The 21,047-nt window shown below is 62.2% G+C and carries 19 protein-coding genes and 1 tRNA gene; 6 read left to right on the plus strand and 14 right to left on the minus strand.

Translation table 11 applies throughout. The annotated features are described in order from the left end of the window. Window positions 1-122 precede the first annotated feature (122 nt). From EB235_RS11200 to EB235_RS11225, 6 genes are read right to left on the minus strand one after another with little or no spacing between them, the layout of a single operon-like run. Complete coding sequence (locus EB235_RS11200) at window positions 123-1,376, minus strand: ABC transporter substrate-binding protein (protein ID WP_027030918.1); 1,254 nt, start codon at window positions 1,374-1,376, stop codon at window positions 123-125. Window positions 1,377-1,434: 58 nt separating this feature from the next. Continuing rightward, on the minus strand, window positions 1,435-2,946 hold the full coding sequence (locus EB235_RS11205; RefSeq protein ID WP_032925545.1) for an aldehyde dehydrogenase family protein: 1,512 nt from the start codon (window positions 2,944-2,946) through the stop codon (window positions 1,435-1,437). 14 nt (window positions 2,947-2,960) lie between these two features. Continuing rightward, window positions 2,961-3,737 carry an enoyl-CoA hydratase/isomerase family protein gene (locus tag EB235_RS11210; protein WP_027030916.1) on the minus strand — a complete coding sequence of 259 codons (777 nt, stop codon included), beginning with the start codon at window positions 3,735-3,737 and terminating at the stop codon, window positions 2,961-2,963. Beyond that, window positions 3,730-5,280, minus strand: a complete 1,551-nt coding sequence (locus EB235_RS11215) for an acyl CoA:acetate/3-ketoacid CoA transferase (protein WP_432443029.1) — start codon at window positions 5,278-5,280, stop codon at window positions 3,730-3,732. Before EB235_RS11215 ends, EB235_RS11210 begins: the two co-directional genes overlap by 8 nt. Before the next feature lie 47 nt (window positions 5,281-5,327). Continuing rightward, entirely contained in the window at window positions 5,328-6,344 is a 1,017-nt protein-coding gene (locus EB235_RS11220; RefSeq protein ID WP_027030914.1) for a Gfo/Idh/MocA family protein, read from the minus strand. Continuing rightward, window positions 6,341-7,399: a LacI family DNA-binding transcriptional regulator gene (locus tag EB235_RS11225; protein ID WP_027030913.1), complete on the minus strand. Its 1,059-nt coding sequence runs from the start codon at window positions 7,397-7,399 to the stop codon at window positions 6,341-6,343. The genes EB235_RS11220 and EB235_RS11225 overlap by 4 nt, the downstream gene beginning before the upstream one ends. Before the next feature lie 241 nt (window positions 7,400-7,640). Here EB235_RS11225 and EB235_RS11230 point away from each other — a divergent pair, with 241 nt between their 5' ends. The 3 genes from EB235_RS11230 (at window position 7,641) to EB235_RS11240 (ending at window position 11,429) form a co-directional block, all read left to right on the plus strand. Beyond that, complete coding sequence (locus EB235_RS11230; RefSeq protein WP_027030912.1) at window positions 7,641-8,795, plus strand: dihydrodipicolinate synthase family protein; 1,155 nt, start codon at window positions 7,641-7,643, stop codon at window positions 8,793-8,795. Window positions 8,796-9,037: 242 nt separating this feature from the next. Further along, the gene (gene fcl, locus EB235_RS11235) at window positions 9,038-10,006 is read left to right on the plus strand and encodes a GDP-L-fucose synthase (protein WP_027030911.1); all 969 of its coding nucleotides are present in this window, start codon (window positions 9,038-9,040) and stop codon (window positions 10,004-10,006) included. Then, a complete protein-coding gene (locus EB235_RS11240) occupies window positions 9,951-11,429 on the plus strand; it encodes a hypothetical protein (RefSeq protein ID WP_245268824.1) in 1,479 nt (492 codons plus the stop codon). The genes fcl and EB235_RS11240 overlap by 56 nt, the downstream gene beginning before the upstream one ends. 79 nt (window positions 11,430-11,508) lie before the next feature. Here the strand turns inward: EB235_RS11240 and EB235_RS11245 are convergent, their stop codons facing one another. From EB235_RS11245 to cpdR, 3 genes are all read right to left on the minus strand, one after another. Then, window positions 11,509-13,215: a rhomboid family intramembrane serine protease gene (locus EB235_RS11245; RefSeq protein ID WP_051429675.1), complete on the minus strand. Its 1,707-nt coding sequence runs from the start codon at window positions 13,213-13,215 to the stop codon at window positions 11,509-11,511. Between the two features lie 458 nt (window positions 13,216-13,673). After that, window positions 13,674-13,748 (minus strand) — tRNA-Val (locus tag EB235_RS11250). Between the two features lie 105 nt (window positions 13,749-13,853). Continuing rightward, window positions 13,854-14,216, minus strand: coding sequence for a cell cycle two-component system response regulator CpdR (gene cpdR, locus EB235_RS11255; RefSeq protein ID WP_027030909.1), 363 nt, complete (start codon window positions 14,214-14,216; stop codon window positions 13,854-13,856). 163 nt (window positions 14,217-14,379) lie between these two features. Between cpdR and EB235_RS11260 the strand changes: the two genes are divergently transcribed. Together EB235_RS11260 and hisN are read left to right on the plus strand one after the other, a co-directional pair. Beyond that, complete coding sequence (locus EB235_RS11260; protein WP_027030908.1) at window positions 14,380-15,321, plus strand: N-formylglutamate amidohydrolase; 942 nt, start codon at window positions 14,380-14,382, stop codon at window positions 15,319-15,321. Window positions 15,322-15,635: 314 nt separating this feature from the next. Further along, a complete protein-coding gene (hisN, locus tag EB235_RS11265; protein ID WP_027030907.1) occupies window positions 15,636-16,409 on the plus strand; it encodes a histidinol-phosphatase in 774 nt (257 codons plus the stop codon). A 5-nt stretch (window positions 16,410-16,414) separates the two neighbouring features. Here the strand turns inward: hisN and EB235_RS11270 are convergent, their stop codons facing one another. From EB235_RS11270 to EB235_RS11285, 4 genes are all read right to left on the minus strand, one after another. Next, window positions 16,415-17,245 carry a helix-turn-helix domain-containing protein gene (locus EB235_RS11270; RefSeq protein WP_027030906.1) on the minus strand — a complete coding sequence of 277 codons (831 nt, stop codon included), beginning with the start codon at window positions 17,243-17,245 and terminating at the stop codon, window positions 16,415-16,417. A 111-nt stretch (window positions 17,246-17,356) separates the two neighbouring features. After that, on the minus strand, window positions 17,357-17,605 hold the full coding sequence (locus EB235_RS11275) for a DUF1127 domain-containing protein (protein WP_027030905.1): 249 nt from the start codon (window positions 17,603-17,605) through the stop codon (window positions 17,357-17,359). A gap of 3 nt (window positions 17,606-17,608) precedes the next feature. Beyond that, window positions 17,609-17,764: a hypothetical protein gene (locus EB235_RS11280; protein WP_167334872.1), complete on the minus strand. Its 156-nt coding sequence runs from the start codon at window positions 17,762-17,764 to the stop codon at window positions 17,609-17,611. Window positions 17,765-17,928: 164 nt separating this feature from the next. Beyond that, a complete protein-coding gene (locus EB235_RS11285) occupies window positions 17,929-18,906 on the minus strand; it encodes an alpha/beta fold hydrolase (RefSeq protein WP_027030904.1) in 978 nt (325 codons plus the stop codon). Between the two features lie 478 nt (window positions 18,907-19,384). Here EB235_RS11285 and EB235_RS11290 point away from each other — a divergent pair, with 478 nt between their 5' ends. Further along, the gene (locus EB235_RS11290; protein WP_027030903.1) at window positions 19,385-19,858 is read left to right on the plus strand and encodes an Hsp20 family protein; all 474 of its coding nucleotides are present in this window, start codon (window positions 19,385-19,387) and stop codon (window positions 19,856-19,858) included. Window positions 19,859-19,926: 68 nt separating this feature from the next. Here the strand turns inward: EB235_RS11290 and EB235_RS11295 are convergent, their stop codons facing one another. Continuing rightward, window positions 19,927-20,979 carry a threonine aldolase family protein gene (locus EB235_RS11295; protein WP_027030902.1) on the minus strand — a complete coding sequence of 351 codons (1,053 nt, stop codon included), beginning with the start codon at window positions 20,977-20,979 and terminating at the stop codon, window positions 19,927-19,929. Window positions 20,980-21,047 lie beyond the last annotated feature (68 nt).

Here is a 21,047-nt window from a genome sequence, read left to right on the forward strand (position 1 = left end):
CTGCCGTCAGGCGGCAAGGCGGCCCGTGCATACGGGTCCTTGGTCGGCATGGTGTTCAGCCGGCCAATCGTGGGATGGAGCCTTCCCCGCCGGAGCGGGGAAGGCGTTTTGGGACGTGGCGCTTACTTGGCGTCGTCGATTGCCTTGACCAGCTCGGTCACGGCTTCGTCCGAGGTCTTGATCTGGCCGTGGACAAACTTGGTCACGACATCCTTGTAGGCGTTGGCGACCGCCGGAGGCGCGCCGTAACCTTGGGCCAGCGAGCCGAACAGCGTGCCGCCGTCATTGGCTGCCTTCAGGTCGGCGATGCCCTTCTTGCCGCAAGCATCGAAGTCGGTGTCCGGAACGTCGGTACGGGCCGGAACCGAGCCTTTGACGACGTTGAAGGCCGACTGGAAGCTCTTCGACAGGGTGGCGGTGGCCAGCGCGATCTGGGCGGCCTTGCGGTCGTCCGGAACGTTGAACATGGCGAACATGTCGGAGTTGTAGATCACCGAGCCGTCGGTGCCCGGGAAGCGATAGCACAGGAAGTCCGTACCCGGGGTCTTCTTGGCGGCGTGGAACTCGCCCTTGGCCCAGTCGCCCATGACCTGCACCAGGGCATCGCCCTTGATGACCATGGCGGTGGCCAGGTTCCAGTCGCGGCCCGAGAAGTTCGGGTCGACATAGGTGACGAGCTTGGCGAGGTTGTCGAACGACTTCTTCATCGTGTCGGACTTGAGCGACGCGTCGTCGAGGTCGTTGAAGGCCTTCTTGTAGAACTCAGGTCCGCCGGTCGACAGCACGACCGAGTCGAACATGGTGGCTTCCTGCCAGTTCTGGCCGCCGAGAGCGAGCGGGATCACGCCTGCCGCCTTGGCCTTGTCGAGCAGGGCGATGAAGTCGTCGAAGGTCTTCGGCTCGGTGCCGCCGATCTTGTCCATGACGGCCTTGTTGATCCACAGCCAGTTGACGGAGTGGACGTTGACGGGAACCGCGACCCACTTGCCTTCATAGACGGAGAACTTCTGCAGGGCCGCCGGAACCGCCTTGTCCCAGCCTTCCTTCTTGGCCGTCTCGGTCAGGTCGCCCATCACACCGGCCGCCGCATAGTCGAGCACGGTGTAGCCGAGCATCTGCGAGGCGGTCGGGTAATTGCCGGCCGCGACCATCGCCTTCAGCGCGGTCATGGCAGCGTCGCCGCCACCGCCGGCCACCGGCACGTCCTTCCAGGCGTAGCCTTCCTTGGCCAGATCGCCCTTGAGGACATTGAGAGCAGCCGCTTCGCCGCCCGACGTCCACCAATGCAGCATCTGCACTTCCTTGACGTCCGCGGCATGCGCCGAGAACGCAAAGCTCGTCGCAAGAGCCGTTCCGATAAGCAGTTTGCGCAACATGTACTACCTCCCTTGTTGCATTACACGACCGGTGGAAGCCCACCGGGTTCTTCCCAACTCAGCCGACCCACCAACCGGTGCGCTGGCCGCGATGAAACTGGATTGTCTTTTCCTCGGTATAGTCTTCGACGGCGCGTTTGCCGAGTTCGCGTCCGATACCGGACTGCTTGTAGCCTCCGAAAGGCAGCTCGGGATAACCTTCCATGAATGTATTCACCCAGACGGTCCCCGAACGCACCCCACGCGCCACCGACATGCAAGTGTCGATGCTGGCGCTCCACACGCCCGCCGACAGACCATAGGGCGTGTTGTTGGCGATGTGCAACGCCTTTTCAATCGTTTCAAAAGTCAGCACGGAGAGCACCGGCCCGAACACTTCTTCGCGTGCGATGGCCATGTCCTCGGTAACGCCGCGAATGATGGTGGGGTCGAGGTATTGGCCGGCATTCGAAGCCAGCTGCTTGCCGCCGCTGTAGACATTACTGCCGCCGCTTGCGGCTGCCGTAACGTAATCTGTCACTTTCGCCAAATGGTCGGAGGAAATCATCGCGCCGACCTTGGTACGCTCATCGAGCGGATCTCCGACCATCACCTTGGCAGTAAGTGCCTTTACGGCGGCCAGAAAATCGTCGGCGATCGCCGCGTGCACAATCAGCCGGCTGCCGGCATTACAGCATTCGCCGGCATTGAAGAAGCCGCCGAACACGGCCGCATCGGCAGCGGCTTCGAGGTCGGCATCGGGGAAGACGATCTGGCCGTTCTTGCCGCCGAGTTCCATCGAGACCTTCTTCAGCGACTGCGCAGCTGCCGCCATGGTCATCTTGCCGACGCGGGTCGAGCCGGTGAACGACACCATCTCGACCAAGGGATGGCTGACCATCGGCGCGCCGACATCGGCGCCAAGACCGGCAAGGATGTTGACGACGCCGGCGGGCAGGCCGGCCTGCATCAGGATGTCGCCCAGCACAAAGGTCGAGGCCGATGTCATTTCGCTCGGCTTGACCACCGCCGTGCAGCCGGCGGCGAGCGCGAAAGGCAGTTTCTGGCTGACGATGAGGAACGGGAAATTCCATGGCGTGATGATTGAGACGACGCCGATCGGCTCGCGCAGGACCACGCCCAGCATGGCGTCGCCGAGATTGGCGTAGCTTTCACCGTGCAGCGTGCGGGCGAGCGAAGCGGCATAGCGCCAGATGTCGACGGCGCCGCCAATCTCGCCGCGCGCCTGGGCGATCGGCTTGCCGGATTCCAGCGCATCGAGCCGGGCGATGTCTTCCAGCCGGGCTTCGATCAGGTCGGCCGTCTTGAGCAGGATGGCGGCGCGTTCGGAAGCCTTCATACGTGGCCAGGGGCCGGTCTCGAATGCCTTGTGCGCGGCCTGCACCGCAGCTTCCACCTCGGTCTCGCCGGCTTGCGCATAGCGCGAAACAGTGAAGCCATGGCCAGGGCTCTTGCGCTCCAGCGTGCGGCCGTCGCGGGCATCGACATGCTTGCCGTCGATCAGCAGCCGATAGGATTTTGGTGCGGCTGATGTCTCGGTGGGCATGGCGATGTTGAGGGGGGCGTTCATCAGGGCTGTTTTCTCTAGCTTCTTGAAAATGCTGGTTTCTGCTTGGTCTTGAAGGCGCTCACGCCAGCCTTGAGATCGCCGGTCAGGGCAATGAAGCCGCTGGCCAGCGCTTCCGTTGCGGCAGCACTTTCCTCGCCTTCAGCGACCGCGATCATCAGTTTGGTTGCCTCTGTCGCCAGCGGGCCGCGCTCGGCGATCTTCTCGGCCCAAGCATTGGCCTCAGCGAGTGCCTTGCCGGTTTCGACCAGCCGGTCGACCACGCCAAGCGCCAGCGCTTCCGGGGCGAGCAGAATCTCGCCACCCAGCGCCATGCGCCGTACCGTCTGCGCACCGAAGCGGCGCACCGCGCGCTGCGTGCCGGACCAGCCGGGCACGACGCCGATCGAGGTTTCGGGGAAGCCGAGTTTCACATGCGCTTCGGCGACGCGGAAGTCGCAGGCAACCGCCAGTTCCAGCCCGCCGCCCAGCGCATGGCCGGACAGCACGGCGATGGTCGGTTGCCGAAGCCTGGCCAACCGGTCGAAGACGCGGTGGCCGTAGCGAACCCATTGCACCTGGAAGTCGGCGGCGCTCATCTCACCCCAGGCCTCGACATCCCCACCGGCGCAGAAGCCCTTGCCTTCGCCCCGCAGCAACACAACGCGGACGCTTGCAGCCGCCTCCGCCTCGTCGAGGGCCGCTTCCAGCGCGCGGAGCATCGGGATGTCCAACGCGTTGAACTTTTCCGGCCGGCGCAGGGTGACGGTGCCGATGGCGCCGTCCTGCTCGAAGGTGACGAGGCGCTCAGCCATGCGCGCCTCCAAGCGAGGCGCCGCCATTCAGCGACAGTCCGATCGGCGCGTCCTGATAGAGCGCCGCCGGCGTCACCTTGAGGTCGTTGGCGACACTGAGCGGGGTCTCGGACTGCGCCAACACATCGCGCTCGAGATCGATGCCTGGCGCCAGTTCCGTCACCATCAACCCATCCGGCGTCAGCTTCATCACGCAACGCTCGGTGACATAGGTGATGTCCTGCCCCTGCATGACGGCACGCTTGCCGGAGAAGGAGATGTGCTCGACCTCGTTGACCACCTTCTTGACCTTGCCTTCCGCGTCAATGCGGATGCCGCCATCGGCGAGCGAAAGCTTGGCGCCGGCATTGAAGAAGCCGGAGAAGACGATCTTCTTGGCCCGCGCGGTGATGTCGACAAAACCGCCGGCGCCGGCGGTGACATGCGGCCGCGCTGACAGCTTCGAGACATTGACCGAGCCGTGGCGGTCGATCTGCAGGAAGGAAAGCAGCGAGGCGTCGAAGCCACCGGCCTGGAAATAGATGAACTGGTGCGGTGAGGGCATGAAGGCATCGGCATTGGACGAACAGCCGAATTTGAAGTCGAGCAGCGGCACGCCGCCGACGGCGCCCTGTTCGATCACCCAGGTGACCTTACCGTGCTGGCCTTCTTCCAGAAGGATGCGCGGCACATTGGCCGAGATGCCGAAGCCGATATTGACGGCCATGCCGTCGCGAAGCTCCATGGCGACGCGGCGCGCAATCACCTTCTGGACGTTCATCTCCGCATTGCGGAAGGTCGACAGCGGCCGGAAGATCTCGCCCGAGATCGCCGGATCGTAAGGCGTCAGCGTCGTCTGCAGCTGGTCGGGCGCGACGACGATGTGATCGACCAGGACGCCGGGAACGCGCACGTCATGCGGCTTCAGTGTGCCGTTCTCGACGACGCGCTTGACCTGCGCGATGACGACACCGCCATTGTTGCGGGCGGCCAGCGCCTGTTCGAGACCGCCGAGATAGGCGCCCTCATGCTCATAAGTCAGGTTGCCGCGCTCGTCCGCCGTGGTCGCGCGGATGATCGAGACGTGAGGCACGATCGAGCGGAAATAGAGCCATTCCTCGCCATCGAACTGCTGCACCGAGACGATCGGCTCGTTTGCCGCCGCGTTCATGGCGCAGCCCTGGTGGCGCGGGTCGGCGAAAGTGTCGAGGCCGACCTTGGTCAGCACGCCTGGCCGCTTGGCGGCGGCCTCGCGATGCATGTCGAACAGGATGCCGGACGGTACGTTGTAGGCGGCGACCGAATTGTCGCCGATCATCGTCCAGATCTGCGGCGGCTCGGAGGAGGAGGGACCCGACGGATAGGAGCCGCACAGTGTGCGCTTCAACAGGCCGGGCTTCGCCAGATGGTCGATGCCCTTGATGCCGTACATATCGCCGGCGGCGATCGGGTGCAGCGTGGTGATGTTCTTCGGATGGCCTTCTGTATCGAAGCGTTCGCCGATGGCTGCCAACACGGCGTCCGGGCAGCCGAGGCCGCTCGACGACGACACGGACACGGTCATCCCGTCCTTGATCAGGCTGGCAGCCTGGGCTGCGGAAACGACCTTGCTCACTTCATGCTCCCGAGTTTCGGGTCGATCTTGACGGCCTTGCCGGAGCCGGCCGATTGCAATGCCGCCTCGGCAGATGTGAGCGACCAGACGCCATCCTCGCCGGTGGCGGACGGATGGCCTTCGCCACGGATCGCGGCGTGGAACTGGCGCAGCGACCTAACATAGAGATCTTCGCGATCGAAGCTCAAATCCTCATCGCCTTTTGCCGTGCGCAGCGTCACCGAACCGATCGGCTTCTGCGTCATCACGGTCCTGCCGATCAGCGAGCCTTCGGAGCCATGCACCTCGAAGCCGGTGTCGGCGTATCTGGTTGTGAAGCCTTCATGCGACTGGGCGATGAGGCCGGACTTGAAGCGCCAGATGCACATGGCGCCGTCTTCCAGCCCGCTGCCGGCCATGCCGGCGGCTTGCGCGAAGGCTGAGACCTCGACCGGATCGTCGCCGAGCACGAAGCGCAGCGTGTCGGCATCATGCACGGTGATGTCGAGCACCACGCCGCCGCCCGCCTCGGGTTTGGTGATGCGCCAGCCCTGAAGGGTTTCCGGCAGGTAGACCGCGTGGAAGACGCGCGCGGCGATTGGCTTGCCGATACGGCCGGAGGCAATGGCGTCCCGCATGGCGCGATGGGCGCCAGCATTGCGCAGATGATGGTTGGTGCCGAGCACGATGCCGGCGGCCTTGGCCGCGGCGACCATCTTGCGCGCGTCGGCGCTGGTCAGCGCCAGCGGCTTCTCGCACAGCACATGCTTTCCCGCCTTGATGGCGGCGAGCGCTTGCTCGAGGTGCAATTCGTTGGTGGTCGAGATATAGGCCGCGTCGATATCGGCGTTGAGCAAGTCATCGACGGACGACACCGCGAGCGGAATGCCATTTTCCCCGGCATAGACTTTCGCGCGTTCCGGGTTGGAACTCATCACCACGGTGATCTCACCACCCTCTTGCGCACGGATGGCATTGATCATGAATTGCCTGGCGATCGTGCTGGCACCGATCAAGCCCCATTTGACGCTCATGCCGCGTCTCCCATTCCGGCTGGCCTGTTTCGTCTGCGGCGATCCGGACCGCAGCTTTCCCTGACCACGAGATTGACCGCGCCGATATGATCCTCGGCCCTGGTGGTGCGCGACTGGATCATTTTCAGCATGACATGGGCGGCGCGTTCGCCAAGGCCCGCCGAGTCCACCGCGACGCTGGTCAAAGCCGGCATGTAATGCTCGGCCTCGGCCACGTCGTCGAAGCCGACGATGGCGAAATCCTTACCGGGCTCAAGTCCACGCTTGCGCAACGCCAGCATGGCGCCGAAGGCGACGGCGTCGTTGAAGCAGAGGGCAGCGGTCGGCGGTTCAGCCATCGCCAGAGCTGTTTCCAGGCAGGCGATACCGCCTCTGCGGCTGGTCTCCCCTTCGACGACCAGCGTGTCGCGCGCGTCGATGCCTTGCGTCTCGCAGGCTTCGCGAAATCCGCCAAGGCGCTCGTGATAGACCACCAGATCGGATGAACCGCCGAAGAAGACCAGCCGGCGATGTCCCTTGCCGATCAGATGAGCGGTGGCGAGATAGGCGCCGCGATGATTGTCTGGCGCAATCACCGGGATGCGGCTCTCGGGCAAGCGGCGCATGGCGAAGACCACCGGCAAGCCCGCCATCTCCAGGCGGCGGAAGGCGCCTGGCGTGGTGCCGCGCGCCGGCGAGACGATGAGGCCGGCGACGCCCTGTTCCATCAGCGACTTCAGCACCTCTTCCTGGCGCACCGGATTCTCCGCCGTGTTGGCGATGAACGGCACGATGCCGGCCGACTGGAAGACGCGCTCCATGCCGACCGCCAGTTCGGCGAAAAAGGGATTGGTGAGATCGTTGATGACCATGCCGATGACGTTGGAATGGGCCTTGCGCAGATTGGCGGCGCCGCGGTTGTAGACATAGCCGACATCCTCGATCGCCTTGCGCACCTTGACCGCGGTTTCAGGCCGGATCAGCCCGCTGCCCTGGAGCACGAGCGACACCGTCGATTTGGACACGCCCGCCTCGCGGGCGATGTCGAAGATCGTTGCCTTGGCCCGGCTGGCCATCCTGATATCTCCTCCCGATTTTCTTGATCAGATTTATTGGAACGTTCTAATCATTGCTTCAATCGTGAGTCAACCGCGAATTTTTCTCAGCCTGAAAAGCCGATTGTGCGTACTCAAATGGCTTGGATTTACAAGGCTTTCTGTGCTGCAACGCAGCATTCGCTCGCGAAGAGGCCCCCAATCTAAAGGTTCTTGATTTATTGGAACGTTCCATTTATAGGCGCTGAGAAGGGAGAGATCGATGGACATTGCCTTGCCTGGTGAGGGTGGCCGCAGCACCCGCTACGCGCTTGTCGGACAGCCGGTGCAGCCTGACATCGGCGCCCGGTTTTCGCGCATCGCCTATGCCGCCGCGCATGTCGTTGCCGATCCCCTTGCAATGACCGATCCGTGGTCGCGGCCCGTGGTCGACTGGGAAAGCACGATGGCGTTCCGCCATCATCTGTGGCGGCTCGGCTTCCGCATCGCCGAGGCGATGGACACGTCGCAGCGCGGCATGGGCTTCGACTGGGCAAGCGCAAAGGAATTGATCCGCCGCTCAATCGACGAGTCGCGCACCGTTGCCGGCGCCGACCTTGCCTCGGGTGCTGGAACCGATCATCTGGCGCCGATGTCGGCCAGGACACTGCACGACGTGATTGCCGCCTATGAGGAGCAGTTCGCTTTCATCGAAGGACAGGGCGGCAAGGCCATCATGATGGCCAGCCGCGCTCTGGCTGAAGTGGCAAAGGGACCGGACGACTACGCCGCCGTCTACGACCGCATTCTCAGTCAGGCCTCCGGCAAGGTCATCCTGCACTGGCTGGGTGACATGTTCGACCCCGCCCTGAAGGGCTATTGGGGCAGCAGCAATTTCGAGACCGCGCTCGATACGGTGGTTGCCGTCATCGAACGCCACGCAAACAAGGTCGAAGGCATAAAGATATCGCTGCTTGATGCCGATAAGGAGATCATGCTCCGAGACCGGCTGCCGGATGGCGTCGTCATGTTCACCGGTGACGACTTCAATTATCCCGAACTGATCACCGGGGACGGCAACAGGCATTCGCACGCCTTGCTCGGCATTTTCGACGCCATTGCGCCGGTTGCCAACGCTGCCTTGGCGAAGCTCGCCGCGGGCGATCAGGCCGGCTATGATGCGCTGATGGCGCCGACGGTTCCGTTGTCGCGAAAGATATTCGAGGCGCCGACCGAGTATTACAAGGCCGGCATCGTCTTCATGGCCTGGCTGAACGGCCACCAGGACCATTTCACCATGGTCGGCGGCATGCAGTCGGCGCGCGGCATCCGTCACTATGCCGAGGTGTTTCGCCTTGCTGACCAGGCAGGATTGCTGGCCGATCCCGACCTTGCCATATCGCGGATGAAGAGCCTGTGCGCCGTCGCGGGCGTTTGAGCCAACGAAATCGGGCAATGAAGAATCCCCCGTGCGGGGAATTTGCGGTATTGGTTTCAGTCTGTATTGCGAGAGCGCAGATCAATGGACCAGTAGGCAATGGCAGACAAAGCGGCCCTCATCACCGGGATAACCGGCCAGGAAGGGAGCCCATCTGGCGCAATTGCTCTTGCGGAAGGGCTGTGTTGCCCACAGCGTGAAGCGCCATTCGCCCGGCTGCCGTTCCTCGCGAGGGCAGAACTATGAGCGAAACCTTCGACCTCAGGGGCAAGCGGGTATTCGTGGCAGGGCATCGCGGCATGGTCGGGTCCGCCGTCGTGCGCAGGTTGGCAGCCGAGGACTGCGAGATCCTGACCGCGACGCGTGCTGAACTCGATCTCCTGGATCAGGCCGGTGTGCGCCGCTGGATGGCCGATCGTCGGCCGGATGCCGTGGTGATGGCCGCGGCCAAGGTCGGCGGCATCTTGGCCAATGACCGGTTTCCGGCCGATTTCCTGTATGACAATATCGCCGTGCAAACCAATCTCATCGAGGGCGCTTTCCGCAGCGATGTGGGCAAGTTTCTGTTCCTCGGTTCGTCCTGCATCTATCCGAAACTCGCGCCGCAGCCGATTTCCGAGGCCGCCCTGCTGACCGGTCCGCTCGAACCAACCAATGAATGGTATGCGATCGCCAAGATCGCCGGGCTGAAACTCTGCCAGGCCTACCGACGCCAATACGGCGTCGACTATATCTCGGCGATGCCAACCAATCTCTACGGTCCAGGGGACAATTTCCACCTTGAATCCGGCCACGTCATACCCGCGTTGATGCGCAAGGCACATGAAGCAAAGCAGGCCGGTCGCAAGACCCTGCAGGTGTGGGGGTCGGGCAAGCCGATGCGCGAATTCCTCTATGTCGACGATGCAGCCGATGCGCTGGTCTCGCTCCTGAAAACATACAGCGGCGAAAGCCATGTCAATGTAGGCTCGGGTCAGGATATCACCATCGCCGAATTGGCCAGGACGGTTGCCTCGATCGTTGGCGGAGACGTGGATATTACGTTCGATACGACCAAGCCGGATGGAACACCGCGCAAACTGCTGGACGTGTCGCGGCTGTTTGCCACCGGCTGGCGGCCCCGATATTCGCTGCGCAGCGGATTGGAACAGACATATGAATGGTTTCTCCGCCACGTTGAAAAGGGCGATGTCCGGCTCGGAGCCGCGTGACGACAGATCGATGTTGATTGTCGCCAACAGGATCGACGGGCTGGGCGGCCGCCTGTTGGCCATGGCCAACGCCAAGTCCCTTGCCGACCGGCTCGGCTACCGGTTTGGCTTCACCTGGAACAGCAGGGATATCACCGACGAGGACTCCCACACCGTCGATGTGGTCGGGAAGATCTTCTCCGCGGACTTTATCGAGAAGCACTGGCTGGGCGACAGGATCAAGACTGCCGATTTCGGTGTTCTTGGCGGCTCCGCTTTCGCGCCGTCGGACCTTGAAGCGGTTGCAAGATCGGGAAAGCTGCGCGGCTGGATCTGCGACGATTTCGGCGTTCTTGATTTCTTCCACGACGGGGGTGTCCGACCAAACCCATCCGAAGCGCTGCGGGCCTTCGGCTTTGCGCCCGCTGTGCGGCAGGCACTGGATGCCGCAGGCAAATGCCGTTTTCCCGGTCCGATGGCAGCCTTGCACCTTCGCAGTGGCGACATTGTCTATGGTCAATATCGCAAAAGGCTGGTTTTCGCCGACAAGGTCATCCCTTCGACCTTGGCCAGGGCTGTCGTGTCGGAGCTCTCATCGAGGGGCCTGACTACGCTTCTTGTCGGCCAGGATCGCGCGACGGTCGGCTATGTCAGTGCGCAAACCGGAGCGCTGCGAACCGACGATTTCGGCGCCGCGGCCTTCAAGGGGGAGGAGGCCCTCAGCGCATTCTTCGAGATGGCGCTGATGGCAAGGTGCCAGCAGATTCATGCCGGCAGCAGCATCTACGCGGTGGTGGCGTCCGTCATGGGCGAGGTCCCATGCCTGGGCATCAGTGCGTTGTTCGACAAGCAGCGCGCGGCGGAACTCGTCATGGAGGAATTGCAGGCGCATCAAGCCGATTACCATCCTCTTGAGGCCGCCTTTGGCTACCAATGGGCTTTCTTGTCGCGGGAAGACGAGATCGCTCCGGCGCGAGCGAGGGAATTGCTGGGAAAAGCCGGGGCACTGGATCCGGAAAACGACGTCTATGATCTGAAGATGGCGGCGTCCCATTTCCACGAAGGCAATTATCCAGCCGGCGAGGCCATCCTGAAATCGCTGATGATCGGCCAATCCCGACGGCGCTCCAAAATTCCACTGCAGATGATGGGCGCCCTGGCCGGCCAGGTCGGCGGTGGTCTTACCATGGCCAGGGACCTGGAGGTCTTCTTTGCTGCGGCAAGGGCGGGCCACCCCTACGCCATGGCTTGCGCGGCCTACATCCTGCTCGAAGTGCTGGAGGACAGGAAGTCGGCGATGGAGATGGCGGCAAGGCTGGTGAAGGTCGAGCCGGAAAATCCGATCTTCAGGAGGGTCAGACGGCGAATTCTCCTGGGCAAGAAACCGAAATCCGGCCGGCTGGCGAGGGCAAGATGGCGGCTTGGCCGGTTGAGGTGGATCTGAGTCTTCGAGGATGTCTCGTTAAAGGGCAAGTACGCGATCCGGCGCTGCCTGTTCGCGCATGTTCGACGAACCACAAACTTCAGGAGCCGGCATTGCCTCCTTGCAGCCGTTTCAATTCCAACTCTGCACCGTCGAATTCGAGAAACGTCTTTGGGCATATCGATACCGCATTCTTCAATAGCAGCTTGGCGTCTTCGATATGCCCTCCGATCAGATATTCCTCAGCGCTGTAAAAAACCGCCTCGCACAATTGATCATTGCCGACGGCTTTCATTTGCAAACCCTTTGCATCCAGTTTGCCCATAAACAGATCGAAGACCGGATAGGGCCAAGTGGCGGGGGCGAGTTTGGCTTGTGCCTGCTGTGCTTGCGTTTGCAACTCCGGGTCTTTCGCATACCCCATGGCCATGATGCGCCACAGATCATCATAAGCCACCTGGGCATCCGGCATTTCGCTTTGCTGCTGGAACATCCGCATGGCATCGCCGTAGCGGCCGTTGAAGAACGCTGCAAAGGCACTCTCTGTCGGATAGGCTGCATAAGCAGCATAGGCAGCATGGATGTGGGTGATCGGCACAAGCGCACCCACCGCTACCAAGGCGAAAGCGCCAGCAACAACCCCTGCAGCGCGCGTATACAGCGGACGAACCTGGTCGCGGGACCAGAACGACATTAGCGCCAGAGCAAGCACGGCGCCCACAATCGCACCGCCAATATGGGCGGAGTAGTCGATCCTCAGGCCTTTATCAGAAGCCGAAAGAAACGGCAGCACCGAAGGAACCAGAATCGAAATCGCGCGCACTTGCATCAGGCTGCGCTGGGCGCTGGAGCGAAAATGAAAGCTGAGCACAATTGCCGTAGCGAAAAGGCCGACAATGCCGCCTGACGCGCCAACCCCAACAACATTGGCCGGGGTCATGTACAGCGACGCTACCTCACCGCCCACCGCGCATAGAGCAAAGAGGGCCAGGAACCATAGGCGGCCCACCAACCCCTCCAGCAAAAGCCCTGCGCGCCAAAGCGCAAAACCATTGCCGAGGAGATGCACGATACTGGCGTGCATCAATGTAGCTGTGACCAGACGCCACCATTGGCCGCTCCAGATCAAAGATCGAAACATGCCGCCGAGCGCGACCAAGGTTTGCGTCGAGGGCGCTCCGCCCTGGTTAGGGTTGATGGCAAAAGTCAACTCGGCACAATAGATCACTACCAGCAGCGCGATAAGCCCATAGGAAGCAAGGGGCTGCGTGGCGGGCGGGGCCAGATCGCGGCCATCTTGTTCCTGTACCGCATTGAGCGCTGTTGGTTGCGCTGCCATATAGGTGCGGCAAAGCTGAGTGATATCCATGCCTGCAGCATCGACCTGGCTGATCGGGATGCTGAGAGTCAATTTGCGGCCCCGCTGCAGTGCATACCATGGCCGTGGCACGCTCTGGGCATAGGCAGGATCGACGGCCAGCCTCAGAATGACGGCGCGCTTGGTGGACACTTCGGAAAGCTTGGCGATCGCGCTCCAAGGTATGAGATTCCCCACGGAGGGAACTTCCAGGCCTTGCGGCGAAAGCACCAGCGCAGGTGCTCGCGTCAGCAATCGACGCAACGTTATCGAGCCCATCAAAGCGCCGGCAATCAGGCAAATCCATCCGCTAACGACAAGTTGGAGTGGTGCGTGTTGATCATGGAGGCCGAAAGCCCCGAGCCCTAGAAGCAGAGCGAATATGGGAAGTGACTTGATGAGTTTAGCGCTGGAATAATAGAACTTTTGATCCTGATCGGTTCCCAACATCACGCCCCACTTTTTTTGCTTGGATCGATACGGCCGAAGACAAGTTAAAAGAAATATTCAGCGTCCCTGCTGGAGAAATGATGTGTCAGCAGAAATCAGATGTCATCTGGCATGCCAAACAACATCGCACTGACTAGCTTATCTCATGATAAATTTCCCTTACTGACTGGTTGGACGCTACCAGTGACGCGACTTGGCGCACAACATAGGTCTCGGCTCGCGTGGGATTGCAGCGTCGCAGTGAGGGCTGCCATCGTATGGACAAGTCCACGATGCTATCCTGAGCGGACGATGCACTTGGCATGTCGGCCAAGACACGCGACAAGGTGTATGGCCATCACCTGTCGATTTCCAGAAGAACGCGTCGGAGGTCCAGCCTTCGGGTCTTCCGGTTGGGTATCTTCGAACATGCGCATCAATTCGCGCTGCTCGTTGAGATGTCTAGGTCTTTGAAAGGATGGTGGGCGTGACAGGGATTGAACCTGTGACCCCTGCAATGTCAATGCAGTGCTCTCCCGCTGAGCTACACGCCCATCCGAAGCCGCGCATACACCATTTTTGGTCCGGCGCGTCAATAGCGAGAAAAAGGAAAGAAGGCGTCGTCTCGCCGCAGCGATGATGCCTTTGCGGAAGGCGGCTCAGGCCGCCTGCAGCATCTTCTCGACCTCGTTGACGAGGTCGCGCAGGTGGAAGGGCTTCGACAGCACCTTGGCGTCTTTCGGCGCCTTGGAATCCGGGTTCAGCGCAACGGCGGCGAAACCGGTGATGAACATGACCTTGAGGTCGGGATCGATCTCGGTGGCACGGCGCGCCAGCTCGATGCCGTCCATCTCTGGCATGACGATGTCGGTCAACAGCAGCGAGAACGGTTCCTCGCGCAGCCGCTCATAGGCGCTGGCGCCATTGTCGAAATCGGTGACCTGGTAGCCGGCGCGTTCCAGCGCCTTGACGAGGAACCGACGCATATCGTCGTCGTCTTCAGCCAGAAGAATGCGTGCCATGATATCCCGTCCGAATCACCCGCCCGAGCCTGCCGCTGGCGCAGCCCGTTAACCATCCTGTATATGAGGAGGTGACGGTAAACATCAAGTGAACGCGGCGAAGCATTATCCGCATTTGGCAAGGCAATGTGCGTGGCGAAATGCTGGACATCAAGCCAGCAAGGTGGCACTTTCATACGATGATGCATTGGTGTTTTCGGGTTCGTGCAAATTGAAGACGGCAGCCGAGGATTTTTCGGTCGTTCCACCCTTCGAAATCCGATCGGGCGCCGAGCAGCGCGTACCCTTCCTGTTCAACTCACCGCATAGCGGCCGCTATTATCCCGAACGCTTCCTTGCCATGGCAAGGCTCGACCGCAACGCCATCCGCCGCTCGGAAGATTGCTATGTCGACGAGCTGTTCGGCGGCGCGGTGGCGCTGGGTGCGCCGATGCTGGCGGCGAATTTTCCGCGCGCCTATCTCGACGTCAATCGTGAGCCCTGGGAACTCGACCCGCGCATGTTCGCCGAGCCGGTGCCGTCCTTCTGCAACATCCGCTCGGCGCGGGTGGCCGGCGGCCTCGGCACCGTGCCGAAGCTGGTCGGCGAGGGGCTCGACATCTATTCCGGCCGCTTGCCGCTCGCCGAAGCGGTTGCTCGCATCGAAGCCGTCTACAAGCCCTATCACGAAACACTGAAGCGGCTTTTGACCAGGACGCATGCCCGCTTCGGCTTTGCCGTGCTGATCGACTGCCATTCGATGCCGGCCAGCATCCGTGTCGGCGACAGCGGCCTGCGGCCGGACTTCATCATCGGCGACCGTTTTGGCATTTCCGCCACCGCGGCCCTGACCGAGACCGCGATCGGCTTGCTCTCGGCGATGGGCTATACGGTCGCCCACAACAAGCCCTATGCCGGCGGCTTCATCACCGAGCACTATGGCCGCCCGGCCCGTCATCTGCATGCGCTGCAGATCGAGGTCAATCGCGGGCTCTACATGAATGAACGGACATTCGAGAAGGCCGCCGGCTTCGACGCGCTGGCCGACGATCTCACGCGATTCTCCGCGGATTTGATGGCGATGCCCGACCATCATTTCATCGACCTGCCGCTGGCGGCGGAGTGACATGGGCCGCCCAAAGTGCAAGGCGTAAAAAAAGACCGCATCGTTTGCACGATACGGTCGAAGTCTAGGGAGGAAACGCCCAAGGAGGGCATGGACAGGAAAACCTGTCCGAGGTCGAGGGTATTGTGCGGTGCACAAATGTCAAGCGACCTCTAGGGCTTTTTAATTCAGAGTGATGTGGAAATTGCGTTTCGAGGGTATCTCTGTGACATTTTGGCAACGCGAAACGCGACGGATAAATCGATAAACATCGTTATTTTGGCAGGAAAGTCGCGACACAGCCAGTTGGGCATGTCGTAAGGCGGGAGACTCAGTTGGACATCAGCATCGATTTCATGCGCCGTATCGCGCAGGCGGCAGCGGCGGAAACCTTGCCGCGCTTCCGTGCCCAGGGCGCGGTCGCCAACAAGGAAAAGGGCAGCTTCGATCCGGTCACGGAAGCCGACCGCGAGACCGAACGCGCCATCCGGGCGTTGATATCGGCTGAGTATCCCGACCATGGCATCCTCGGCGAGGAGCACGGCAGCGAAAACATCTCCAGCCGGCATGTCTGGGTGATCGACCCGATCGACGGGACGCGCGCCTTCATTTCCGGCCTGCCGGTGTGGGGGACGCTGGTCGGGCTGACGGTCGATGGCGATGCGGTCGCCGGCATGATGGCGCAGCCCTTCACCGGCGAGCTTTTCTACGCTAACGCTTCGGGCTCGCACTATGAGGGGCCGGGCGGCCCGCGGAAACTGACGACCCGCAAGACGACCAGGCTCGACGAGGCGACGCTGTTCACCACGACGCCGGCGCTCTACAAGGGCGAAGCGCGCAAACGCTACGACCAGTTCGAGAAACAGGTCCAACTCGCCCGCTACGGCGCGGATTGTTATGCCTTCGCCATGATTGCGTCTGGCAGCGTCGATATCGTCGCCGACCCCGGACTGAAGCCCTATGACATCGTGGCGCTGATCCCGATCATCGAGAAGGCCGGTGGGATCATCACCACCTTCGACGGCGGTCCGGCGGAAAAGGGCGGCGATATCCTGGCCGCCGCGACACCGGAGCTGCACGCAGCCGCCATGGCAGCCCTGCGCGGCTAATTGTTTCAGCGCAATTGGATCGAGCGCTGGAACTCCGCCGGCGTGCGCCCATAGACCTGCCTGAAGGCCGAGCTGAAATGGCTGTGGCTGGAGAAGCCGAGATCCATGCCGAGCGTCGTCAGATTGTCGTAGCGGCCAAGCAGGTCGAGCGCACGCGCCAGCCGCAGGCGCAGATGATAGCGATAGAGCGGCATCGCCTCGACCTGCTGGAACACCTGCGTCAGATAGACCGGCGAAACGCCGACCTCAGCGGCGATCTCTGCCAGCGTCCAGCGTCGCGACAGGTCCGATGACAGCACGAGCTTGGCACGGTCGACCAGCTTCTGACGACCGGGGCTAGCGCCTGCGACATGCGAGGTGCGCTCGCCGAGAGAGCGTCGCACCAGCGTCAGTGCCAGCGTTTCGGCCTCCAGCGTTTCGGCAACCTTGCGGCTCAAGCTGTGGCGCAGCAGTGCCACCAGGGCCTGTGCCCGCGGATCGATGCGGCGGCGCTGGCGACGAAATGCCAGGACACCACCGGAGCGCAGCTGTTCCTTCGGCGCCAGTTCCCGCAGCTGAGCCTCGTCGATGACCAGGTCGAGGCAGGAATCGCCGCCTTCGATCGGGTGGCTGATCCGGTAAGGCTCGGCCTCGTTGAAGAACAGCAGCTGGTTGGCTTCGGCGACGGCGTCATTGCGGCCGACATGGCGCACGAAGACGCCGCGATAGGGAAACACCAGATGCGTGGCGGCGGTGCATTCCTCTTCGCTTTTATGCCGGCATTCGCCGCTGCAGACGACGTCCCGCACCCTGACAATGCCGGTGTCCAGAAGCGGCTGAACCGTGAATTGCGACATGATTTTTTGGCCCGTTCATAGCGCCGGGAATTGATCCCGGCGCTATGGGCACTTTACGCGAACGGCCTGCCCGATCCTGTCAGGAGGGTTCTCGATAGGTGCCTCTCAATCTCACAAGCGGCGTCTGAATTCCGAATAGGCCTGGCCGCGTGACAGACCGATGTCCTTGAGCTGGTCGTCGGTCATTTCCTGCAAGGCCATCCGGCTTCGGCGTTTCTCCATCTGCCGGCCGATCCAGTTGGCGACCGCGACGCTTCGTGCGCGCAAGGACTCGAGAAAGGTCGAGGCGCCGAGTGCTGGCGTCTCTGCTCGACCGTTGCCGGCCAGACAGGGCGCTGCCGCTGTATGGTTCGGGCGCATCGCTCACTCCTCCCCGGTGCCGGCCGCCGAGGCGCCGGCTTCGTTCAGCGCGAAGGCGCATTCTTCGCAGCAGACCTCGACGGTCTTGCCGCCGACCTTGACGCGGATCGGGTTGGCATCGAGTTGGCAATCGCAGGCGGCGCAGGTTTTCTCGGTCATGATCTCATCTCCATGGCGTTCAGTTCGACGCATGCAGATGAGCATTCTGGAACGGGTATGGGCTGTCAGAATCTTTAGCAGTTTGTGTGCCGTGGAATGCTGCCGCCCGATCATCCTGACAACGGTATGTCAGCTATGGCGCCCGTGGAGGGACTGCGGTGCGATCAGGCCGTCGGGTCGTCGGAGCCGGGAATGAAGGCGTCGAAGGCGGCGAGGAATTGTTCGCGGTAGAGGTCGACTTCCTGCAGGATTTCGTGTTTGGCGCCGTCGATCATCAACATCGAACCGAGCCGCAGACTTCTGGCGTATGCCTCCACCGCCTTGGTCGAGACGACCTGGTCGGCGCCGGCGGCGATGATCAGCAAGGGCACCTGAATCCGGGCCATGAAGTCGGGGTCGCTGACGGCCTCCGAAGCCTTCGCCGCTGCCTGCAGCCAGCGGATCGTCGGACCGCCAAGCGCCAGTTGCGGATATTCTTCGTAGATGCGCGTGTTGCGGCGGTAGCGCTGCGGGTCAGACGTCACCTTGTTGGCCTCGAACGGCAGCGTGTGTCTAGGACGCGGACCCCAGGCGGCATAAAGCCGGCCAAGGCCCAAAGCACAGAAAAACGAACAGATGCGGCGGACGGTCGTGATCGAAACCGGCAGGTCGGGCAGCGTCAGGAACGGCGCGATCAACACCATGCGCCGCACGCGGTTGACCATGGATGGCGCGGCGAGCAGCGTGATCACCGCCCCAGCGGAATGGGCGAGAATGTAGTACGGCCCGCGGCAATCGGGCAGCACGATCTCCTCGAAGAACTGTTCGAGGTCCGCGGTATAATCGCGAAAGCTTTTGACATAGCCGCGCTGGCGATCGCGGATCAGCCGGTCGGAATCGCCCTGGCCGCGCCAATCGAGGGTAGCGACGCCAAAGCCCCGCGCGGCAAGGTCGCGGATGGTTTCAAAATATTTCTCGATGCACTCGTTGCGGCCGGGCAGCAGCACCACGGTGCCCCGCATCGGACGCGCCACCGCCGCGAACAGGCCATAGCGGATCTTCTTGCGATCACGCGTGGTGAAGAAGCCGCCGGTGGCGTTTTCCGGTCGCGGATTGCCCTCGGTTTCGTGGAAAAGCGGCGTGTCTTGGAAAAGGTCCGTCATTCGGCGCTTTGTGCTCGGCGTCTTCGCGTGTCAGCCTGTCGTGGCTGACCCTCCCAAGGTGATAGACGTCAACACATCAAAAGCAAAGCAAATCCGGGTTTGCCGGACGGTAATGGGGAAGGCCGGAAGCCGCTCGAGAGCGTGCTTCCGGCCTTGTCGATCCGGGAGGAAGGGACGTTAACACCCGGTCGGCCTCGTTGCGGCACCTCAGCAAGATCCGGCGCCGCCAATCCTTGATCTTGGTTGGACTTTAGCGTCGGCTGTCTGAACGGGTGCCGAAGCGCCGGTTCATCTGCCGTTCATCAAGGGCAGGTCGCTCCGCTTTCGCCATCCAGCAAAAAATCTTGAAATGCTTTCGAGCGCTCCCCAGATGTGGGTTGCGGTCGCCAATGTCGGGGCCGCTGGTCCTCCCGAAACGCCGCTTACGGGTTTCGCACCGGCCATACGCAAACCATGTTGCTCAACAGGAGAACACCTCATGCGTCACGTTGATTTTTCCCCGCTTTACCGCTCGACCGTCGGCTTCGACCGTCTCTTCACCATGCTGGATTCGCTTGCGCAGCCGGATGGCGCGCAGACCTATCCGCCCTACAACATCGAGCGCACCGGCGAGGATTCCTACCGGATTTCGATGGCGGTTGCCGGCTTCTCCGACGAGGAAATCTCGATCGAAGCCCACCGCAACGTGCTGACCGTGAAGGGTGAGCGCAAGGACGAAGGCACCGGGGAAGGCTCCGAGCTGCTCTATCGCGGCATTGCCTCCAGGGCCTTCGAGCGCCGCTTCCAGCTTGCCGATCACGTTGAAGTCGTCGGCGCCGCGCTGAAGAACGGCCTGCTCTTCGTCGACCTCAAGCGCAACATCCCCGAGGAGCTGAAGCCGCGCAAGATCGCGATCACATCGGCTCCGGCCAAGGCCAAGCAGATCGAGGCCAAGACCGCTGCCGCCGCGTAATATCTAAAGTCTCCTCCCGAGACGGAAGCGGCGCCGCGAGGCGCCGCTTTTTTTATCCGGGAGACCGATTATCCGGCGATCATCTGGCCAAAGCGATCGACGTCCTCCGAGGTCGTGGCAAAGCTGGTGACGAAGCGATAGAGCAACTCGTCCTCGCCGATATGGCCGTCAAAGCCATGCGGCTTGTGCCAGTCGTAGAAGGCGGCGCCCGCCGCCTGCAGCCTGTCGGCTTCCGCCTTCTTGATCACCGCGAACACTTCGTTGGCCTGCGGCAGCCAGGCCAGCTTCGCATGGGCCGAATCCTCGATCGCCGCCGCCAGGCGCGCGGCCATGGCGTTGGCGTGGCGCGCGGTGTCGAGCCATTGGCCGTCCTTGAAATAGGCTTCGAACTGCGCCGCGACGAAGCGCGACTTCGAAAACAGCTGCGCGGCACGCTTGCGCAGGAAGGCCAGTTCCTTGGCGCGGTCGAGGTCGAACAAAACGATCGCCTCGGCGCACCAGCAGCCATTCTTGGTGCCGCCGAAGGACAGGATGTCGACACCGCGTTTCCAGGTCATTTCGGCCGGCGTTGTATCGAGTGCGACCAGCGCATTGGCAAAGCGGGCGCCATCCATGTGCAGCGGCACGGAATGTTCTTTGGCGATGGCCGAGATCGTCTCGATCTCTTCCAGACCGTAGACAGTGCCAACCTCGGTCGACTGGGTGATGGAGACGGCCATTGGCCGGCCCCAATGGACGATCTCGGGCGCGAAGCGGCCAATGGCCCGCTCCAGATTGTGCGGGTCGATCTTGCCCAGCGCGCCGTCAATGGCGTGCAAGCGCGAGCCGCCGGAAAAATACTCCGGCGCGCCGCACTCGTCTTCGACGATGTGCGATTCGCGATGACAGAACGAAATGCCCCCCGGCTTGTTGAAGGTGGTCAGCGACAGCGAGTTGGCGGCGGTGCCGGTCGCCACGAAGAACACCGCGACCTCGCGCTCGAAAATCTCGCTGAAGCGCTGATAGACCGCCTGGTCGAGTGCGCTGTCGCCATAAGCGGTGGCAAAGCCGCCGGCCGCGGCCGACAGGCCGGCAACGATGTTGGGATGGGCGCCTGCCCAATTGTCGGAAGCGAAGAACATGCATCTGCCTATATCTGGGGAAATCGGGGTTTGGGGAAACCGGGGCGAACTTGACCGGTTTCGCGGGC

The sequence above is a fragment of the Mesorhizobium loti R88b genome (assembly GCF_013170845.1).
Classification (GTDB): domain Bacteria; phylum Pseudomonadota; class Alphaproteobacteria; order Rhizobiales; family Rhizobiaceae; genus Mesorhizobium; species Mesorhizobium loti_B.

Bases quoted from the DNA above. Each gene is read 5' to 3' on its own strand.
- EB235_RS11275 (WP_027030905.1), bottom strand. From the start codon at position 17,605: ATGCGCCCGAACCATACAGCGGCAGCGCCCTGTCTGGCCGGCAACGGT.
- EB235_RS11240 (WP_245268824.1), top strand. From the start codon at position 9,951: ATGAATGGTTTCTCCGCCACGTTGAAAAGGGCGATGTCCGGCTCGGAG.
- EB235_RS11205 (WP_032925545.1), bottom strand. From the start codon at position 2,946: ATGAACGCCCCCCTCAACATCGCCATGCCCACCGAGACATCAGCCGCA.
- EB235_RS11295 (WP_027030902.1), bottom strand. From the start codon at position 20,979: ATGTTCTTCGCTTCCGACAATTGGGCAGGCGCCCATCCCAACATCGTT.
- EB235_RS11200 (WP_027030918.1), bottom strand. From the start codon at position 1,376: ATGTTGCGCAAACTGCTTATCGGAACGGCTCTTGCGACGAGCTTTGCG.
- EB235_RS11210 (WP_027030916.1), bottom strand. From the start codon at position 3,737: ATGGCTGAGCGCCTCGTCACCTTCGAGCAGGACGGCGCCATCGGCACC.
- EB235_RS11280 (WP_167334872.1), bottom strand. From the start codon at position 17,764: ATGACCGAGAAAACCTGCGCCGCCTGCGATTGCCAACTCGATGCCAAC.
- EB235_RS11220 (WP_027030914.1), bottom strand. From the start codon at position 6,344: ATGAGCGTCAAATGGGGCTTGATCGGTGCCAGCACGATCGCCAGGCAA.
- EB235_RS11290 (WP_027030903.1), top strand. From the start codon at position 19,385: ATGCGTCACGTTGATTTTTCCCCGCTTTACCGCTCGACCGTCGGCTTC.
- EB235_RS11215 (WP_432443029.1), bottom strand. From the start codon at position 5,280: ATGACCGTGTCCGTGTCGTCGTCGAGCGGCCTCGGCTGCCCGGACGCC.
- EB235_RS11285 (WP_027030904.1), bottom strand. From the start codon at position 18,906: ATGACGGACCTTTTCCAAGACACGCCGCTTTTCCACGAAACCGAGGGC.
- EB235_RS11230 (WP_027030912.1), top strand. From the start codon at position 7,641: ATGGACATTGCCTTGCCTGGTGAGGGTGGCCGCAGCACCCGCTACGCG.
- cpdR (WP_027030909.1), bottom strand. From the start codon at position 14,216: ATGGCACGCATTCTTCTGGCTGAAGACGACGACGATATGCGTCGGTTC.
- EB235_RS11225 (WP_027030913.1), bottom strand. From the start codon at position 7,399: ATGGCCAGCCGGGCCAAGGCAACGATCTTCGACATCGCCCGCGAGGCG.
- fcl (WP_027030911.1), top strand. From the start codon at position 9,038: ATGAGCGAAACCTTCGACCTCAGGGGCAAGCGGGTATTCGTGGCAGGG.
- EB235_RS11245 (WP_051429675.1), bottom strand. From the start codon at position 13,215: ATGTTGGGAACCGATCAGGATCAAAAGTTCTATTATTCCAGCGCTAAA.
- EB235_RS11270 (WP_027030906.1), bottom strand. From the start codon at position 17,245: ATGTCGCAATTCACGGTTCAGCCGCTTCTGGACACCGGCATTGTCAGG.